At 60.5% G+C, this 17709-nt stretch carries 14 protein-coding genes and 2 pseudogenes; 11 read left to right on the forward strand and 5 right to left on the reverse strand.

The window, feature by feature from the left end:
• Positions 1 to 399: 399 nt before the first annotated feature.
• Entirely contained in the window at positions 400 to 633 is a 234-nt protein-coding gene (locus tag VOM14_RS30240; protein WP_042304110.1) for an antitoxin, read from the forward strand.
• Positions 633 to 1046: a type II toxin-antitoxin system VapC family toxin gene (locus VOM14_RS30245; protein WP_042304111.1), complete on the forward strand. Its 414-nt coding sequence runs from the start codon at positions 633 to 635 to the stop codon at positions 1044 to 1046. The genes VOM14_RS30240 and VOM14_RS30245 overlap by 1 nt, the downstream gene beginning before the upstream one ends.
• Before the next feature lie 306 nt (positions 1047 to 1352).
• Here VOM14_RS30245 and tnpC read toward each other — a convergent pair.
• A pseudogene (tnpC, locus tag VOM14_RS30250) lies at positions 1353 to 1952 on the reverse strand (IS66 family transposase); the annotation flags it as partial.
• A pseudogene (locus VOM14_RS30255) lies at positions 1928 to 2197 on the reverse strand (transposase); the annotation flags it as partial. The pseudogenes tnpC and VOM14_RS30255, both read right to left, overlap by 25 nt.
• Before the next feature lie 359 nt (positions 2198 to 2556).
• Between VOM14_RS30255 and VOM14_RS30260 the strand changes: the two are divergent.
• Positions 2557 to 4236, forward strand: coding sequence for a phage integrase family protein (locus VOM14_RS30260; protein ID WP_327632389.1), 1680 nt, complete (start codon positions 2557 to 2559; stop codon positions 4234 to 4236).
• A gap of 259 nt (positions 4237 to 4495) precedes the next feature.
• Here VOM14_RS30260 and istB read toward each other — a convergent pair whose 3' ends face one another.
• A complete protein-coding gene (gene istB, locus VOM14_RS30265; RefSeq protein ID WP_062092298.1) occupies positions 4496 to 5317 on the reverse strand; it encodes an IS21-like element helper ATPase IstB in 822 nt (273 codons plus the stop codon).
• Positions 5314 to 6810, reverse strand: coding sequence for an IS21 family transposase (gene istA, locus VOM14_RS30270; protein ID WP_327632390.1), 1497 nt, complete (start codon positions 6808 to 6810; stop codon positions 5314 to 5316). The genes istB and istA overlap by 4 nt, the downstream gene beginning before the upstream one ends.
• Before the next feature lie 202 nt (positions 6811 to 7012).
• Here istA and VOM14_RS30275 point away from each other — a divergent pair, with 202 nt between their 5' ends.
• From VOM14_RS30275 to VOM14_RS30310, 8 genes are all read left to right on the forward strand, one after another.
• Complete coding sequence (locus VOM14_RS30275) at positions 7013 to 7480, forward strand: tyrosine-type recombinase/integrase (protein WP_327632391.1); 468 nt, start codon at positions 7013 to 7015, stop codon at positions 7478 to 7480.
• Positions 7477 to 8433, forward strand: coding sequence for a tyrosine-type recombinase/integrase (locus VOM14_RS30280; protein ID WP_327632392.1), 957 nt, complete (start codon positions 7477 to 7479; stop codon positions 8431 to 8433). Before VOM14_RS30275 ends, VOM14_RS30280 begins: the two co-directional genes overlap by 4 nt.
• The gene (locus VOM14_RS30285; protein WP_327632393.1) at positions 8430 to 9428 is read left to right on the forward strand and encodes a tyrosine-type recombinase/integrase; all 999 of its coding nucleotides are present in this window, start codon (positions 8430 to 8432) and stop codon (positions 9426 to 9428) included. The genes VOM14_RS30280 and VOM14_RS30285 overlap by 4 nt, the downstream gene beginning before the upstream one ends.
• Before the next feature lie 554 nt (positions 9429 to 9982).
• Positions 9983 to 10858 (forward strand): DUF3800 domain-containing protein, encoded by an 876-nt coding sequence (locus VOM14_RS30290; protein WP_327632394.1) that lies wholly within the window; start codon positions 9983 to 9985, stop codon positions 10856 to 10858.
• Between the two features lie 1021 nt (positions 10859 to 11879).
• Complete coding sequence (locus tag VOM14_RS30295; RefSeq protein ID WP_327632395.1) at positions 11880 to 12200, forward strand: helix-turn-helix domain-containing protein; 321 nt, start codon at positions 11880 to 11882, stop codon at positions 12198 to 12200.
• Positions 12201 to 12248: 48 nt separating this feature from the next.
• Positions 12249 to 13223 (forward strand): AAA family ATPase, encoded by a 975-nt coding sequence (locus VOM14_RS30300; RefSeq protein ID WP_327632396.1) that lies wholly within the window; start codon positions 12249 to 12251, stop codon positions 13221 to 13223.
• 214 nt (positions 13224 to 13437) lie between these two features.
• On the forward strand, positions 13438 to 15843 hold the full coding sequence (locus VOM14_RS30305; RefSeq protein WP_327632397.1) for a S8 family peptidase: 2406 nt from the start codon (positions 13438 to 13440) through the stop codon (positions 15841 to 15843).
• 184 nt (positions 15844 to 16027) lie between these two features.
• Positions 16028 to 17155, forward strand: a complete 1128-nt coding sequence (locus VOM14_RS30310; RefSeq protein ID WP_327632398.1) for an ATP-dependent helicase — start codon at positions 16028 to 16030, stop codon at positions 17153 to 17155.
• 37 nt (positions 17156 to 17192) lie between these two features.
• Here VOM14_RS30310 and VOM14_RS31530 read toward each other — a convergent pair whose 3' ends face one another.
• Positions 17193 to 17531, reverse strand: coding sequence for an integrase core domain-containing protein (locus VOM14_RS31530; protein ID WP_442955606.1), 339 nt, complete (start codon positions 17529 to 17531; stop codon positions 17193 to 17195).
• Between the last annotated feature and the right edge of the window lie 178 nt (positions 17532 to 17709).

The following is a 17709-nucleotide window of genomic DNA, read 5'->3' on the forward strand; positions in this document are numbered from 1 at the left end:
GCTGCCCGGTGGCTGCGTAGTTTGGCGCAACGCAAGACTGCAGATCGCCGGGCACCCCAGTGCCGCTCAGCCGCGCCCGGCGTAGACGTAAGCGTGGCAGATTCGGCGCGACGTTCCAGGGCAGTAGTTCGTCGATGCGGTTTAGCGTACGTAAAAATCCGTTTCTTGAGGGCACCCCGGTTGGCATGAAGGGGTTGTCCCGTAAAGTCTCACCATGAGGGTGGCCACCGGTGCGCCAGTATTATCTTGATAACATGTTTTAGTAGGAATAATGGGCGCCAGGCCAACAGCTTTTCTGTCCGAATTCTGAAGCCGCCCCGAGCTGAGCGGAGGCGAAATTGCGCGCCGCCCTCTTTTAGCATATGCTTTGGCATATGCCAATCAACTGCGAGGTCAGCCATGATCGAAGGTCGACACGTCCGGCTGTTCCGTAACGGCCGCAACCAGGCCATCCGTATCCCACGCGAGCTGGAGCTGCCCGGCGAGGAAGCTGTCATCCGGCGGGAAGGAGCCTGTCTCATTATCGAGCCGCTGCCCGTCACGCCCCTGCGCGAGCTGCTGGCGCAGTGGGCGCCGCTCGACGTCGGGTTCCCCGACATAGGCGATCTGCCGGCCGAGCCCGTGGAGCTCTGATGCCGCTGTATCTACTCGATACCAACATCATTTCCGACGCCCTGCGTAATACGCGCGGTGCGTGTGCCGCGCGCATCGCACAGTGCGACCCGGACAGTTTATGCACCTCGATCATCGTGGCCGCCGAGCTGCGTTTCGGTGCGGAAAAGAAAGGGTCGGCCGAACTCACCGGCCGCATTGAAAGCGTGTTGGCGAGCCTGCCCGTGATGGCACTCAACGGCGATGCGGACCGTTTCTACGGGCAGCTGCGCGCGGCGCTCGAGCGCGCCGGCCAGCCGATCGGGGCGAACGATATGCTGATTGCGGCGCACGCGCTGGCGCTCGATGCGGTGCTGGTGACCGACAACGAGGGCGAGTTTGCGCGCATCGCCGGACTGCACATCGAGAACTGGCTCGTGCGCAAGCGCGGCTGAACGTCTCTCGCCGGCCACTGGCTTCTTTCGCGACTCCTGGCAGCGCACGGAATGCCCAGCATGAAGCGGTGAACGCTCTTCGGGGCGCTGCGAATTTGCCACCGCTGGAAGAACCCGAGATTGTTTCCATCGGCAGACACGTCTATGGCAGCGGACCGTGTCTGCTCGAAGAGGAGCAGGCAGCGATGGAACGCGTCCTGGTCCTCCATGACCAGCATGTTCGCCGCGATCCCGAAGTTCCGCTGCGTACAGGGTAAGCACTCGACCAGCACCGTAGCGTAGATCGTTGACGACGGGAGCGCGATGCTATCGGATAGGCTCCACGTGGGCAGTAGAGGGTAGCGACGACGCCACGTTCCACGGCAGCAGTTCGTCGATGCGGTTGATCGGATGGTCAGCGACGCGCTCGAGCACGTAGGTGAGATACGCCTCGGGATCGAGGCCGTTCAAGCGCGCCGTGCCAATCAGGCTATACATCGCGGCGGCACGTTCGCCACCGGAGTCGGCGCCGGCGAACAAGTAATTCCGTCTGCCGAGGGCGACGCCGCGCAGTGCTCGCTCGGCGATCAGGTTGTCGATTTCCGCACGCCCGTCGCTGCAGTAGTAGATGAGCGCCGACCAGCGATTCAGCGCGTACTGAATCGCCCTGGTCGTGTCGGATTTTGCAGAAAGCGTGGCGAGCGTTGCTTCGAACCAGCGTTTCATGTCGTCGAGCAGCGCCACCGCTCGCGCCTGGCGCACGCTGTGCCGCTCATCAGGTGGTCTGCCACGGATCTGCTCCTCGATCTTGTAGAGCGCGCCGATCCGGCGCAGCGCTTCTTCCGTTAGCGCATTGGGACGGACGGCATGTAGATCATGGATCTTTCGGCGAGCGTGGGCCATGCAGGCAGTTCCCTGGATGGTGCCGCCGCGACGACTGTCTCACCCGCTTTGACTGCCGCCAGGCTGCCTTCCTGGTGCTGCTTGCGCCGGCCGAACATCTGGTTCGGATTGACGCCGTGCCGTCGGGCCACTGCCGATACCGACGCGCCCGGAGCTAACGTCTCCTGCACGATGGCGATTTTTTCCTGCACCGTGCGTCGCCGACGACGCTCCGGTCCGCTCAAAATTTCGATGCTTTCCACGTAATGACTAGGCTTCGTGATGGTCACAAGACTATCCGTATTTTAAGAGAGTCCTTGTGTCCTCAGATACGTGGGGCTACTCCAAAGACCTCGGACTGTAGCAGCGTGAGAAGCCACAAAAACCAATGGTAAGCCTATTTTCTTTGCCTGCGTTAGCGGTTATTCGATCCCGGCCCGCACACGTCGTCGCGCGCCCATCGTCACGCGAATGAGGGCCGGCATCGAATAACCCTTAACGTCTGCTGCCGCCCCGTAGGTCATGCCTCAGGAGTTGACCGGAGGGCGAGACCAGGCTGCTCTGGGCTCGGTTTGGGGTGCACGGAATACGGATGGACTGATAAATAACATTATCAGTCCATTGCCCATTTTGAACTAAACTGCCGATCATGAAAACGCGTGAGACCGAACCGATCATGTTTCCCGACGACGCCGAACTGGCCGCGCTGCGCGCCTGGTACGCGGGCCTTGACGCACGGGCCGCGGTCGCCCGCTATCTGGGCGACCGAAGAGCAGCCGGCGCGTCGTCGCGCGGCGTGCTCGGCCGCATCCGGCGTGCCTTGGTCGCATATGCGGCAAGCCGCCATCGCGACGATCTGGCGGAGGTATTCGGCGAAAGGGGGCCCAGGCCGGCCGACGCCGTTGCGCGTGCAATCGAAACGTTGCGCAGCCTGCCAGCACCGGTGCCGCACATCGCCGACGAGATCGACCGGTGGTTGCCGCCGCGGGCGGTGGCCACCCTGCAGGCGCACGGCATCCGGACGCTGGCCGAGCTGACCGTGCGGATTCCGCGCCGGCGCCGCTGGTGGGCGGCAATCGATGGTCTCGGTGTCGCGAGCGCACGGCATATCGAGGCATTCTTTGCCGCCCATCCGGCGCTAACCGAACGGGCGCGGGCGTTGATCGTCGCGGCGCCGGCCGGAGACGTCGTGCCATGGGAGCAGTTGCGCGTGCCGAACGAAGTCGACGGCTCGCACGGACAGTTCCGCGCACCGCAGGCCGCCTGTCTGCTGAACGCGTCCAACGACTACGAAGCGGTCCAGTCCTGGCTGTCGCTGCACGAATCGGCGGCCACGCAGCGCGCTTACCGAAAAGAGGCGGAACGCCTGATCCTGTGGGCAATCGTCGAACGAGGCCGCGCGCTGTCGTCGCTCAACACCGACGACGCGATCGCCTACCGGGCATTCCTGCGGCGGCCGACGCCGCGCGAACGCTGGGTCGGACCATCCCGGCCGAGGCACAGTGTCGAATGGCGGCCGTTTACCGGCCCACTGTCAGCCCGCTCGGCAGCGTACGCATTGAATGTCCTGTCGGCACTGTTCCGCTGGCTGGTCGAGCAGCGCTATGTGCTCGCGAATTCGTTCGCCGGCGTCAAGGTCAAGAGCCATGGGCCGAGCGCCGGATTGGACGCGTCGCGGGGCTTCTCCGAGGGCGAGTGGCGGCTGATCCGCACGCTGGCCGATGGCCTCGAATGGTCTTATGGCTGGAGCGTGCGGGCCGCGCAGCGCTTGCGGTTTCTGCTCGACTTCGGCTATGCGACCGGCCTGCGCGCGAGCGAACTGGTCGGCGCGACGCTTGCCGACATTCGCCGGGACGAGCACGGCGATCATTGGCTGCACGTGCTCGGCAAGGGTGGCAAGCGCGGCAAGGTGGCATTGCCACCGCTTGCGCGGACAGCGCTTGACCAGTTTCTCGTGCAGCGGGGCCTGCCGGTCACGCCCGCGCGCTGGAATCCGGCGACGCCGCTCGTCGCGAGCCTCGAGGGGGACGGCGCGCACATCGAAAGCACAAGGCTTTGGCGCGTGCTGAGGCGGTTCTTCGTGCTGGTCGCAGATGCGATCCAGGACGAGCGGCCCGCGACAGCCGAGAAGCTGCGCCGCGCGAGCCCACACTGGATGCGCCACACGCACGCGTCACATGCGCTGACCCGAGGCGCCGAGCTAATCATGGTGCGCGACAATCTGCGCCATTCGTCGATCTCGACGACGTCAACCTATCTGCACAGCGATGAAGTGCAGCGAGCCCGGCAGTTCGATCAGGCGTTCGCCGCACGCGACCTCAAGCGGTAGCTCGTTTATGTCGATTTACGAATAGGCAAAAGAATTTTCATAACTTCGAGGATTATGATAGGAAATTGCGCTTACCTTGTTCATCCCCCTTCAATGCCTCAATGGAAACACGCATCACTGCCTGTCCATCTCGCTATCGATGAAACCGAACGCGTGCTCGGAGCAGCATTGGATAGCAGTCCGCAGTGGATAACGTCAAGCAGGATGGCCGGTTTACCGACAACCATCTTGGCCGGTCGACCGGGTTGATTGTCGGCGGTTATTCAGCCATGTTTGTCGCTCCTTCCTTTTGATTGTCGCTGGATGATTGTCGGCGCCGGCTGTTCTGTTTGTCGCTGGCGGTGCGACGACGGTAGCTTTCGACATTCATCTCGAAGATCGTCGAATGATGGACGAGCCGGTCAATTGCAGCGACGGTCATGCCGGGATCCGGGAACACGTCGTTCCAGCCGGAGAACGGCTGGTTAGCCGTGATGAGGAGGCTACGGCGCTCGTATCTTTCGGCGATCAGTTCGAACAGCACGCTCGTTTCAGCCTGGTCCTTACGGGCGTACGACAGGTCGTCCAGGATGATCAGGTCGAACCGATCTAGTTTGGCAAGGGCCGACGGCAACTGCAGGCTCTGCCGTGCAGCCTGCAACTTCTGCACGAGCTCGCTGGTGCGCGTGAACATCACCCGGTAGCCTGCGTCGATCAGCGCGTGTCCGATGGCCGAACCCAGATGGCTTTTTCCAGCCCCGGGTGGCCCAAACAGAAGCGCCGTGGCGCCTTTCTCAAGCCATGCGTCGCCGGTCGCGAGTGCCATAACGTGCGCCTTCGAGACCATCGGCACCATGCTGAAGTCGAAGGTTGCAAGCGTTTTGGTCGGGTCCAGATGCGACTCGGCACGGTGTCGTTCGATGCGTCGTTTCGCCCGTTCGGCCAGTTCGTGCTCGAGCAGCGCTCCGAGCAACCGTGTAGCCTGCCAGCCTTCCTTATCGGAACGCTGCGCAAACTCGGGCCACAGACGGGCGATCGTCGGCAGGCGCAGTTCATTGAGCATCAGGGCCAGACGGCCAGCATCGTAAGCGGGTGTGCTCATGCCGCCACCTCCTTGTGCAGCAGGTCGTCATAGCTGCTTACGGGTGGCATCTCGACATTGACGACTGGGCAAGTGGCATGACGTGGCGCAAATTCCTCGCGCAACGCCTTCAGATCGGGCAGATTACTGTCAACGAGCAAGGCATTCAGGCGCGCGGCCAACAGAGCCTCGACGCCATCCATCGCGGCGAGCTCGAGCAATCCGACCATCGTCTTGCACGCCTCGCGTTGCGCCAATCGCACCTCCAGCTGTTCCCAGGTCCGGCGATAGGCTTCACGCGGAAACAGCTCGTCGCGAAACGCAAGTCCCTTGAAGGCCTGTGGCTTGCGTTTGAGGCTCTCGATGAAGTGTCGGTAATCCAGTGAACGACGGTTATCGCCGGCACGCGAGCCTCGCGGGGTACTGTGCACCAGTGCGCCGGACAGATAGCAGTCAAGCCGGTCACCATAAACGCGCACCTTCAGGCGGTGACCAATCAGGCGCGATGGCGCGCTGTACAGAATGCCGCGCACAGTGAATGTGCTGCAGCGTGTGACGCGCGCTTCTTCCTCTACGAAGTCGGTCGTGCGCCTTGGCGGCAGATCCATGAGCTGTGCGCGCTCAAGGCGGAACGCCGCCGCGTTACGCCGGTTACGGCGCATGACGATCTCGCGCAGAAACTCGTTGTAGGCCGCACGATCGGCGAAGTCTCGATGACCGCGCAACATCAACGCCTGATCGACGGCTTCTTTAAGATAGCGATGCGACGATTCAACGCTGCCATTCTCGTGACCAAGGCCACGATTGTTGCGCGTGCCGTGCATGCCGTAGTGCTCAAGCAGCGCCGCATAGCGTGCCGTGAAGTCGTCTTCGTCGGCGAGGTTTCTGAACGCCGCTGACAGGCTATCGGTGCGATGTTCGCGCGGACATCCGCCCGCTTGCCACAGGGCGTTCTGCAATCCCATGGACAGGGCCTCGAAGCTCTCGCCGCCTTCAACGACGTTGACGTATTCCCAGCGTGAGAACGCGAGCACGAAGTGATACAGGCGGTGATCGAACTGGATGCCAGCGATCGTCACGCGCACTTCGGCCATGTCGGTAAAGTCGGACAGACCGCGTGCGCCGGGCTCATGCTGCTGGGGGAAGAAGACTTCCTTGGGCGGACCGGACATCGCCCTCCATTGCCTCACGCGCCGCTCAAGTGTGCGGCGTGTGCTGTCGGGATACTGTCCGGCGTGATCGTCCTGCAGTTTGCGCAGGATCGTGATCGCCTGAAGTTGCGGCGCATTTGCAAGCATCGGAACGACTTCGGTGTCCCAGACGTCAGCGAACGGGTCGGGGCGTGAGCGCCAGTAGCCGCGCGGCTTCTGGGAAGGCATCGTGGCGTCTCCTTCTATGCGCCGGGCGCTGCGTACGCTGATGCCAGCCTTCGCTGCGGCGATCTCCTGCGAGTGATGTTTGCGTTTAGACATGTAGAGGCGAACCTGTTGGTCGGTAATGCGGGTTCCAGACATGTAGCTGATCGCTTTTTTATTCGATCAGCCATCGTAGAACCCAGCCGACTCGGCGCCGCCGGTGATGCGTCGCCTTCGGCGGCTACGCCGCCTTTGACTCCACATCACCGGCCAAAACCTTCGCCGCTACACCGGCCAACATGATTGTCGCCGTCCACCGCAGGAGCTGCGCAACCATGCCATCGTGCTAATCCTGGCGAGAATGGGATTGCGAGCCTGCGAGGTCAGGCACCTGACGCTCGATGATATCAACTGGGCAGAAGGGTGCGTGGGTATTGCCCCCGGGAAATCCCATCGCGAACGACGCTTGCCTTTGCCTCGCGATGTTGGTGAGGCTCTGTATGCTTATCTTCATCATGAACGTCCTGCCAGCCTCTGCCGCACGATCTTTCTGAGCACCAAAGAGCCGTACGGGCCGATTCTGGACTCTTCGGTAATATCGAGAACCGTCCGCCGCGCGATGACCCGAGCGGGCGTGGTGGGCATCCCGGCCGCTGCACACGCGCTACGCCACTCGGCCGCAACCCGGATGGTGTGCCGTGGAGCGAGTTTCAAAGACGTCGCCGATGTGCTGGGACATGCTTCGCTGGCGACGACTGCGATCTATGCCAAGCTCGATGTCGCCACGCTCGTGCAAGTGGCGCTGCCATGGCCGGGAGCGAGATCATGAACGGCCCTCTGGAATTGCGCAGCCACCTTGATGCCTATCTTGCTGTTCGGGAGGCGCTGGGATTTAACGATGCAGCCAGAAAGGTCTTGCTGAGAAACTTCGTCGAGTATGTGATCTCCCCTAACGGACGGTGGCCGATTGACTCTCAACTCGCGGTGAACTGGGCATGCGGGCCATCGTCCGTCCGAGGTCCTGCTGCGCAGGCAATCCGCCTTTCCACAGTCAGAAGATTCCTTTGCTATCTGCGGGCTAGCGTTCCGGAAACGCAGATTCCCGGGCCCGGCTTGCTTGCGCGGCCGCAGAGGCATCGGCCCTACATCTTCACGCAACAGGAACTCGTCAGCATGCTTGATGCCGCCGCCGCGATGCGGCCGCGTCGCACACTGCGGCCGCACGTGTACGTGTCGATGATAGGCCTGCTGGCCAGCACCGGAATACGCGCAGGCGAGGCCATTCGGTTGACTATCAACGACGTGCTACTCGACGCTGATCCGCCAAGGATCCTCGTTCTTGAGACCAAGTGTCGCAAGTCGAGGATCGTGCCGCTGCATGTGACGGCAGCGGAGAAGTTAAAGGCCTACGTGCGGCTTCGCGAGCAACTGGGATACGCCGGGCTGTCGGATCGGTTCTTCATGTCCGAAATCGGAACGGCGATCGACTACGGATTCTTCGCGACTTGGTTTACACGTACGGCGCGTCGGCTAGGCATGCTGCCGTCTTCCGACGCCCGGCGACCAACCCTCCACAGCCTCCGACACACGTTCGCCGTAGAGCGACTGACGCAATGGAGTCTGGCGGGGGCGCCAGTCCAGCAATGGATACCTAATCTGTCGGTCTACCTGGGACATGTCAGTCCCGTGGAAACGTACTGGTACCTAACCGCGACACCCGCGCTCCTGCTGACCGCGGCGATGGCATTTCGGGAATACGTCAGCCTGGGAGAAGCGAAATGAAGTCCACCACCATGATCGGCCCATTGCTGCAGGGCTTCTTCGTCGAGCATCTGCTCGCCCATAAACATGTCAGTCCTCGGACTGTTTCGAGTTACCGGGACACGTTTCGCATGTTGCTCCAATTTGTACGGGATCGAACCCACACCGAGCCTTCGTCATTGCGTGTGGCCGCGCTGGATGCGCCAATCATTCTGTCGTTTCTCGATCATCTGGAATTTACGCGACACAACTCAGCACGCTCGCGCAATGTCCGGCTTGCGGCGATCCGCAGTTTCTTCCGATGGATTGCGCTGTGCGATCCAGAACTGGCCGGGCTGGCCACACGCGTTCTTGCCATACCTGTGAAGCGAACTGATCGACGGCTTGTGCAGTCGCTCAGCCGCGCCGAAATTGATGCAGTACTTGCTGCGCCTGACCGGTCCCAATGGCTGGGGCGCCGTGATCATGCATTGCTGCTGACGCTTTATAACACCGGCGCTCGTGTTTCAGAAATCACGGCGCTTCAGCAGGCGCAGGTTCAGTTCGGCAGCAGCACGTTCATTAACCTGAAGGGGAAAGGCCGCAAGGAGCGGAGCATCCCATTGTGGTCAAATACTGCCCAAATCCTGAAGGCATGGTTCCATGAACTGGAGGGTACCCGCACGACGATCGCGTTTCCCAGTCACCGTGGCCGGCAACTATCGCGTAACGGTGTCGACTACATCCTGCAGCAGGCCATCAGCCGGGCAAGTTCGCATTGTCCAAGCCTGGCAGACAAGCGCATTTCTCCGCATGTCGTGAGGCACACGACCGCGGCACATTTGCTGCAGGCCGGCATCGACATCAGTATCATCGCCCTCTGGCTCGGTCACGAGAGTATCGAGACCACGCACATGTACATCGACGCTGACCTCGCAACAAAGGAGCGGGCCCTTGAGAAGCTGGCGCCCACAGACGCAACTTCCCTTCGGTTCAAGCCCACCGACAGCGTGCTTGCCTTCCTTCAACAGCTCTGATTATTTACAGTTGATCCGCCGGCAATCCAGAAACATCGGATCGTCAGCGGACCAACTGCGTACAACCCGGAACTGTATCTAAAAGCGCTTATGCTCTGCAGAGCATTAGCGTTTACCTTGTTCATCCCCCAATGGAGGATGTCTGGCTGTCACCGGATGTTCTCTCGCGGGTCCGGAGCGGCACGATGCCGTCGCGCCAACAGGCGAGCGACGCGATTTCAGACCTCCTTGCCAGCTCAATGCCAAACGAGGCGAACCGATAAAGAGTAGCGCTTTGCGCAGAAAATGGTGGTAATAAGCTGCCAGGACGCGCAACTGTTCCGAGCACACACCGAGCGACGCTCCCGGCTGCGTGCCGTCATGTGTATCAGGGGCTGGCCGACCGACATCTCGTGCGGGAAAGCGGATGCGCATCGGTCGGCAGTAAAATAGTCGGCTCGCCGGACCGGGACAGGATCCCGGCGGTACGTGCCAAAACACCGCCGTGAGTTGCCGCAGTTGCGTCGAGAATCCGGCGCACGGCGCGAAGACGACCAAGGGAGCGTAACCAACGCATGAGCAACGATCCAACGCCGATGCCGCAGCAATTTTCGCTGTTTAGCGATGAGCCGCACCATGACGCGGACGATGATGCCGGCGAGACGTCGGTGCCGGGCAAATACAGCAATTTTGTCGTCTACGTGGATGAGAGTGGTGATCACGGCATGCAGACACTGGACGCCAACTATCCGGTGTTCGTGCTGGCTTTCTGTGTGTTCTACAAGCGGCACTACAGCGAAAAGGTCGTGCCGGCGCTACACAAGTTCAAGTTCAACCACTTCGGTCACGACCTGGTGGTCCTCCACGAACATGAAATCCGGAAGGAGAAAGGAGATTTTCGTTTCTTCGTCAATCGCGAGCACAAGCAGCAGTTCATCTCCGAGCTGACCGGCATCATTGAGCTCAGCAACTTCATCCTGATCAGTTGTGTCATTGACAAGACCCGGCTTCGTGAGCGCGGCGACGCGGAGAACAACCCCTACCATCTTGCGCTGGGGTTCTGTCTCGAAACGCTCTACGAATTCCTTCAGGAAAAGAATCAGGATGGCGCGCTGACGCACGTGGTCGTCGAATGCCGCGGCAAGAAGGAGGATAACGAGCTCGAGCTTGAGTTTCGTCGGATCTGTGACGGGGCCAACCGACTGGGCATCTCCCTGCCGTTCGACGTCATCTTTGCTGACAAGAAGGTCGATTCGCCCGGGCTGCAACTCGCTGACCTTGTGGCCCGGCCGGTCGGGATGAGTGTTATTCGCCCGGGGCAGGAGAACCGCGCATTCGAGGTGCTGAAACGAAAATTCTATTGCAGCGGCGGGCGCGAACGTCTGGGAGAAGGCTACGAGGACTGGGGACTGAAGATTTTCCCGTCGCGAGAAAGCGAAAAGCCCCGGTGAGACTCACCGAGGCTTTGACGCCGACCGGGAACTCCCAGTCCACTTGGTCACCATTATGGGGGCGACAGACACTGCTGACAAGACTTTTGTACGCCAGCCGATCCGCGGTATTCCGTGTCTTGAGTGTATGCTTAATAGTCCGCGCTGGTCTATCGAGCGATAAGCCCTATTGGGGCGAGGAGCGTCCCCGTTCGGTCACCAGGTTTAAGCCTACGCTGATGCTAGTTTCACTTCCGAAACGCTTCTACTTTCGCTTCATTGCACGTCGGTGGCGGCATCGGCGGCAGCTCCCGGTTCAGAGGTGATGTTGGGCTTGCCCGCAAAGCCTTGCTAGGCAGGCGTTCCGGCGAAGTATGGCGGAGCGCGTCAAATCTGCCAAGGAAAATCACCACTCGTGATAACTCCAGTTATCAGATGTAGCGATTTCTTGCCGGGGTGGAAACGACGTGCTATTGCCTGCGAAACGGCCGGAAGGCAAGGGCGGACCGCATTGCGCGCGCGGCACCGGATCTGCCGCATTCTCCGGTATGTGACGGGCACGTTCGAAACGCTCTTTGCAAATCAAGGCTGGGGCGCGCGCCTCGACGAGAGCCTCGCTGCCGGCACCTTTGCCGATCGCGCGGCGCAGAGATCCGAACGCACCTACACGGACGATCTGGCGGCTTGCGATCTATCGCGGGCTCGTGATGAGCGGCGCCGCCGGACAGCCGACTATCTAGGCGGATGCCGTGTTCGCGCTTTCGAATCCACCGCCGCGGGTGCTTCCGGACCCCCCGACTATCGACAAACAGGCGAACAACCCGCTGGAGCGGGCGTGTCGTAGGCCAGACACGAGCGCGTGGTTTTGCAAAGCAGTGCTCCCTTACGAGTCCCCTTGTGACGTCAGACCACAGGCGCTGCCCTCTTGTCGGTTGTTTTCTATACATGAACGGATATAATCCGGACTAATGCCGCTAGCGCCCCCAAAAGTCGGGAGCGCAAAATGTCGTTGACGCGCGGTACGACTAGGCGGGAGATGACGATGCAACGCAGAGAGACGCACGGCGGCACAGACAATGTGCTAACTACCCCCGGCTTTAACGATGCGGGGGATCTGTCGGCAAAGACCATCCTTGCTGTCAAGTTGAACGCGTTGATTGAAGAGCGCGGCCTCAGCCAGATGAAAGTTGCCGAAATTACCGGGATGACGCAACCGAAGATATCGCAGGTTCGTCGTTATAAGCTGCAGAACATTTCACTCGAACGCCTGATGCAGGCGCTGGTATCGCTCGGTCAGCATGTTGAGATCGTCGTCAGGCCTGCAAGGAAGACCAGCCGCGCTTCGATCACTGTCGCAGCTTAGACGGACCCGCAGTACACACATGAAACAGATATTGGGCAAGGTAAGCACATGTCGCGAGCAGACCTACTCGTAAGCCTAGTCAAGGCAGGAAGCCAGGGCGACCAGCAACTACTGCGCACGACCGTCGAAGCCATGGCGGCTGAAGAGCGCGCCAAGCATCACCATCAACTGGCCGACAAGCTAGTCGAGAACCTGGGATCGGCCAAATCGGGCCCGCGCTCGGCCGAGGTTGTGCGCTCTTTCGATGGCGGACACGGTGGCCTGCTGTATGAAGTTGAGCCAAGGAGAACCTTGGATTCGCTATTGCTCAATGAAACCGTATTCACTGCATGTCGCGAGCTGGTCGAGGAGCAGCATCGTAAGGACTTGCTGCGCTCCTACGGAGTAGAGCCTCGGCATCGAGTACTGTTGTCCGGCGCGCCGGGTAACGGCAAGACTTCATTAGCTGAAGCGCTTGCCGCCGAACTGATGGTGCCGTTGTTCGTCGTGCGCTACGAGGCGGTGATCGGCAGCTTCCTTGGCGAGACTAGTGGCCGCTTGAAGCGGCTCTTTGACTTCGTGCGCACGCACCAGTGTGTGCTGTTCTTCGACGAGTTCGATACCCTTGGCAAGGAGCGAGGGGATACGCACGAAACCGGCGAGATCAAGCGCGTGGTCAGCTCTCTGCTGCTGCAGATCGATGCACTGCCCAGCCATGTAGTCGTTGTGACCGCCACCAACCACGCTGAACTGCTGGATCGTGCCGTGTGGCGCCGTTTCCAGTTGCGCCTCGCGCTGCCGGAGCCCACCGTGGCGCAAAAAGAAGAATGGTTCGTGCGTCTGCAAAAGCGACTGGACGCCCCCCTCGGCATAACGCCGAAGACCTTGGCCTCAAAGCTCGAGGCGTCAAGCTTCTCCGACCTGGAGCAGTTCTGTGAAGACATACAGCGCCGCTACGTTCTGGCGCTTCCTGCTGCCAATCTTAAACGCATCATTGTTGAACGCCTCAACCAGTGGAAGACGCGATTCACGATCGACCAATAACAAGAACGGGCAACGCTGACTTATGGCGAATGAAAACTATCCGCTTCTTTTTTTCTCCGCGCCAACTGAAGCTGGTCGGAACTCGCTAGGTGGGGGTAGTGGTTCAGTTCACTTCCCTGGAATCGGACGTCAGAGAGCGCGTATAGCGCCACAACTCGCAGTACTGCAACAAGCCTTCGAGGCGAAACGCCTCAGGCTGCAGCAGGCCGCGCCGATGGAGAACCCCGAGCTGATCCTCGTGCTGGAAGTTGCAGGCACGGTACAGAACTTCGCCAATGCCGTCAGCAAGGTGCCTGGTCTGGATTGGCTGCTCGAATGGGCCGAGGAGCAAATCGAACCCGACGAAGATTTCTATGCCGAAAGCCGGGGGCAACAACATAAGCCTTACGCCGGGCGTCTTTTCCTGCTCGGAACCAATCAGGAAGCGCTGACACAACTGTTGGCGCTATGGAATCGCCACCAACAGAATCCCGATGTGCAGTTCGCGCGAGGCTTGGCACCGTTCAAGCACGTCTTTGAGCAGTTGCGCACCATTCGTCATTGGAGCATCGGCGATCGCGTCGATGCCGACATGCGCCGATACTGGCAGGATGGCATCGACAATGGCATGGCTGCCATACGGTTCGAGATTGAAGCCTGGCACTTCAGCGTACCGCAGAAAAATGAGACGGCGCGCGTCGAGGTGGAAGCACTGGTCCAGCGGCTGAATGGTCGTGTTCTAAGCCGTGCGTTGATCCCCGAAATTGCTTACCACGGCTTTCTGGTTGAGCTGCCTGCGGCAGCTATAGCGACTATCCTGGCGGGAGAAACGCCGGAACTTGTGCTATCGGATCGCATCATGTTCTTCCGGCCTAAGGCGCAGTCGGTCACCGACGGTGTGAACGAGCCTCAACTCATCGTGCAGGCAGAGATACCCGCCGGGGCAGACAAGGCTCCGGTGATCGCACTGTTGGATGGCTTGCCACTCAGCAATCATGCTTTGTTGGCAGGCCGACTTGTGGTCGATGATCCGGATGGCTGGGAGGTCGAATACGAAGCCAAGGACCGCGTGCATGGCACGTCCATGGCATCACTGATCCTGCACGGTGAGTTGGATGGATTTCCCGCGCCGCTGGATCGGAAACTGTATGTCCGTCCTATTCTGCGGCCGGACCCTCTGGACACCTTCAACCCGCGCCGTCGCGAGCACACGCCGGACGACGAACTGCTGATCGACCTGATTCATCGCGCGGTAAGACGGATTTGCGAAGGGGAAGCTGGCCAGGAAGCTGTGGCACCGACGGTACGCATCATCAATCTTTCCGTCGGCGACGACACTCGATTGTTTGTGCGCGAGATGTCGCCTTGGGCGCGCCTGCTCGATTGGCTCGCTTTTCGGTATTCCCTACTGTTCATTGTCAGCGCCGGCAATGACCTGCGCCCACTCGCACTGCAAAGCCCTAGCAACACCCTGCTCGGCATGACGCCGGATGACCGTGCGGGCTTAGCCTTCACGGCGCTGACCGCCGAGAGTATGGACCGCCGACTCATCGCGCCGGCGGAGGCCATGAACGTGCTGACTGTCGGTGCCCTGCATGCAGATCACGCGCAGCCTCCCGTGGTACCAGACCGTTTCGACTTGTTCGCCATTGGAGGGATTAGCCCGCTCTCCCGTGTGGGTCACGGGTACCGGCGTTCGGTCAAACCCGACATCCTGATGCCCGGCGGCCGCGTGCTCCATCGCGAACGTATGTTGGCGGGTGCGCCGGTAAGCGTGCTCGATGCGGTTACGGCTAGCGCCGCACCTGGCCATCGTGCAGCCGTACCGCCACTACCCGGGCAAACCCTCAACGAGACAGCCTACAGTCGCGGTACCAGCAACGCTGCCGCGCTGGCCAGCCGCGCTGCGGCGCACGCGTACGACGTGATCGAATCGCTGCGTGTGCAAGTCGCCGATGCTCCAGCCGCCGAGTTCGATGCGGTCTTACTCAAGGCCTTGTTGGTACATGGTGCGCAATGGGGCGAATGGTCAGACAGGCTCCTGGCCCAACGCCCGGACTTCCAGCTTATTCAGAATGCAAATTCGAGGCGGATAGCCGAGAAAGACTTCGTCACCCGTTGGTTGGGGTATGGCGTGGTCGATGTGGATCGAGCCGTGACTTGCACCGCTGAACGGGCGACGCTGCTTGGCGTCGGTGAATTGGGCGCCGACGAAGCGTTTGTCTTCTCTGCACCGCTGCCACCCAGTCTTGCAGGTAAAAGGGCATGGCGACGGTTGACGCTCACTCTGGCCTGGATGTCTCCGATCAACTTCGCTCATCAAAGCTATCGCCGCGCCAAGCTATGGGTAACTCCGCCGCAGGAGCAGTTGCGCATCAAACGCCTCAATAGCGCCCACGAAAAGGCAGTTATGCGCGGCACGGTACAGCACGAGATTCTGGAAGGTGAAGACGCCGTGGCGTTCGTGGATGGCGACCGCTTCGTGTGCAAGGTGAACTGTGCTGCGGACGCTGGCGACCTGGCCGGTAAGGTGAAGTTCGCCCTGTGCGTCTCGCTGGAGGTCGGCGTCGGCTCAGGAATCGCTGTCTATCAGGAAATACGCGCTCGCATAACGCCGGCTATTGGCATCCAGCCCGTGTAGCGGGAATTGCTCGTTGAACGGCCATCAAGGAGAAATTGCATGCCGTCCGTGGCACTGTCGAACGGCCATATTGGGGAAGTGACCACGTCTTATCGACGCTCAAACACCATCTTTGGTTACCGAACACACCCATGCAGTATGGCGTCGAGAACGCCGTGTTGGCACCCGGCAATAAGGTTGAACAATGACGGCAAACGCATTTCAACTTGAGGCCATCCAGGCCACCGAGGGGCCTGTACTCATCATAGCGGGCCCGGGCTCGGGCAAGACGTTCACGCTGGTTGAGCGTATCGTGAACCTCGTGACGAATCACGGCGCTGCTCCCGAGAACCTGTTTGTTGTCACGTTCACGGATAAGGCTGCCCGCGAGCTGACCACCCGCGTCTCGAATCGGCTCAACGAACTCGAAATCCCGTTCAACCTGAACGAGATGTACCTCGGAACGTTCCACTCGATCTGTTTGCGGCTCCTGGAGGACTACCGGGAGTTCACCCGCTTGCGCCGAAGTTTCACGCTGATGGACCAGTTCGATCAACAGTTCTTCCTGTACAAAAACCTCACAGATTTTCGTGCCATCGAAGACAGCGATCTGGTTTTGGGCGATGAGCACACCAGCCGTTGGGGACAGTCCGAGCTGTTGCTGAAGCGCCTCAACACCGTGGCCGAAGAAGCGTTGGACGTCGGCGGGTTGGTGGGAGCCGATGATGCGGCAGTCGCGGCGCTCGGTAGGTGTTTCGAGCTGTATCAGCGACTGCTGCTCGAAAACAACGCCTTGGACTTCTCCGGTATTCAGTTGGAAGCGCTGCGTCTGCTCGAACAACAGCCCGACGTGCTGCTGGCGCTGCAGAAGCAACTGACGTACTTGATGGTTGATGAGTACCAGGATACCAACACGATTCAGGAAAGGATCTTGAAGTTGTTGATGGGCGAACGGCGCAACCTATGCGTCGTCGGCGACGACGATCAGGGCCTGTATCGGTTTCGCGGGGCCACAATCCGCAACATCCTCGAGTTTCCGGAGCAGTTCCCGCCGGGGACATGCAAGCGCATCACGCTGACGACCAACTACCGGTCCCATCCCGGCATCATCAGCTTCTACAATGGATGGATGGCCGACCAGATCTGGACCGACGGTACGCGGACGTTTCGATACGACAAGGTTGTTGAACCACAAGATGCGACGTTTCCAGCGGTGCCGACGGTGGTTAGGGTTGGCGCCCAGGATGGGCTTTCCTGGCACGAAGAGGTATTGGCGTTCCTCCATCGACTTCGAGACAGCGGCCAGCTCACCGATTGGAATCAGGTCGCCTGAGGTTGACCCGGTTCGACGGACGGATCTGCAGTTGAGTCTAATGCGGTGTGGCACCTCCCGATAAGGTTGAATCGCGGGTTGTCCACGGCCGGGCGGCGGGTCGCCTGTCACGACCACGACGCTGCCCGGCGGTGGACAACCCGCGCGACGATAAGCTTTGATCTTGCGCATGCAGGTTTTCGAATTCGAGCGGCGAACAGTAGCCAATGCTGCTGTGGAGGCGGCGTATGTTGTACCAGCTCTCCAGAAACGAGAACAAATGCCGCCTTGCCTGTTCGTGGGTCGCGAAGTGTTCGCGACAGAGCAGTTCGGCTTCGAGCGTGCCGAAGAACGACTCGCACATCGCGTTGTCGTAAGCATCGCCAGCCGTGCCCATCGATGGCTGTACACCTGCTTCGCGGCAGCGCCGTCCAAAGGCAATGGAAGTATATTGGGCGGATTCAACCGGTTGTCGCAACACCTTTAATCGGGGAGGTGTTTATGGGACGACCAGCCGGGTGGATGCAGAAGTTGACAGGGCGAGGAGCGATGCGCTCGCCAGGTGCACCGTCGCA

The sequence above is a fragment of the Paraburkholderia sp. MPAMCS5 genome, assembly GCF_036016995.1.
GTDB lineage: Bacteria > Pseudomonadota > Gammaproteobacteria > Burkholderiales > Burkholderiaceae > Paraburkholderia.

Bases quoted from the DNA above. Each gene is read 5' to 3' on its own strand.
- VOM14_RS30240 (WP_042304110.1), top strand. From the start codon at position 400: ATGATCGAAGGTCGACACGTCCGGCTGTTCCGTAACGGCCGCAACCAG.
- VOM14_RS30260 (WP_327632389.1), top strand. From the start codon at position 2,557: ATGAAAACGCGTGAGACCGAACCGATCATGTTTCCCGACGACGCCGAA.
- VOM14_RS31530 (WP_442955606.1), bottom strand. From the start codon at position 17,531: ATGGGCACGGCTGGCGATGCTTACGACAACGCGATGTGCGAGTCGTTC.
- VOM14_RS30290 (WP_327632394.1), top strand. From the start codon at position 9,983: ATGAGCAACGATCCAACGCCGATGCCGCAGCAATTTTCGCTGTTTAGC.
- istA (WP_327632390.1), bottom strand. From the start codon at position 6,810: ATGTCTGGAACCCGCATTACCGACCAACAGGTTCGCCTCTACATGTCT.
- VOM14_RS30280 (WP_327632392.1), top strand. From the start codon at position 7,477: ATGAACGGCCCTCTGGAATTGCGCAGCCACCTTGATGCCTATCTTGCT.
- VOM14_RS30245 (WP_042304111.1), top strand. From the start codon at position 633: ATGCCGCTGTATCTACTCGATACCAACATCATTTCCGACGCCCTGCGT.
- istB (WP_062092298.1), bottom strand. From the start codon at position 5,317: ATGAGCACACCCGCTTACGATGCTGGCCGTCTGGCCCTGATGCTCAAT.
- VOM14_RS30300 (WP_327632396.1), top strand. From the start codon at position 12,249: ATGTCGCGAGCAGACCTACTCGTAAGCCTAGTCAAGGCAGGAAGCCAG.
- VOM14_RS30275 (WP_327632391.1), top strand. From the start codon at position 7,013: ATGGGATTGCGAGCCTGCGAGGTCAGGCACCTGACGCTCGATGATATC.
- VOM14_RS30285 (WP_327632393.1), top strand. From the start codon at position 8,430: ATGAAGTCCACCACCATGATCGGCCCATTGCTGCAGGGCTTCTTCGTC.
- VOM14_RS30310 (WP_327632398.1), top strand. From the start codon at position 16,028: ATGACGGCAAACGCATTTCAACTTGAGGCCATCCAGGCCACCGAGGGG.
- VOM14_RS30295 (WP_327632395.1), top strand. From the start codon at position 11,880: ATGCAACGCAGAGAGACGCACGGCGGCACAGACAATGTGCTAACTACC.
- VOM14_RS30305 (WP_327632397.1), top strand. From the start codon at position 13,438: ATGGAGAACCCCGAGCTGATCCTCGTGCTGGAAGTTGCAGGCACGGTA.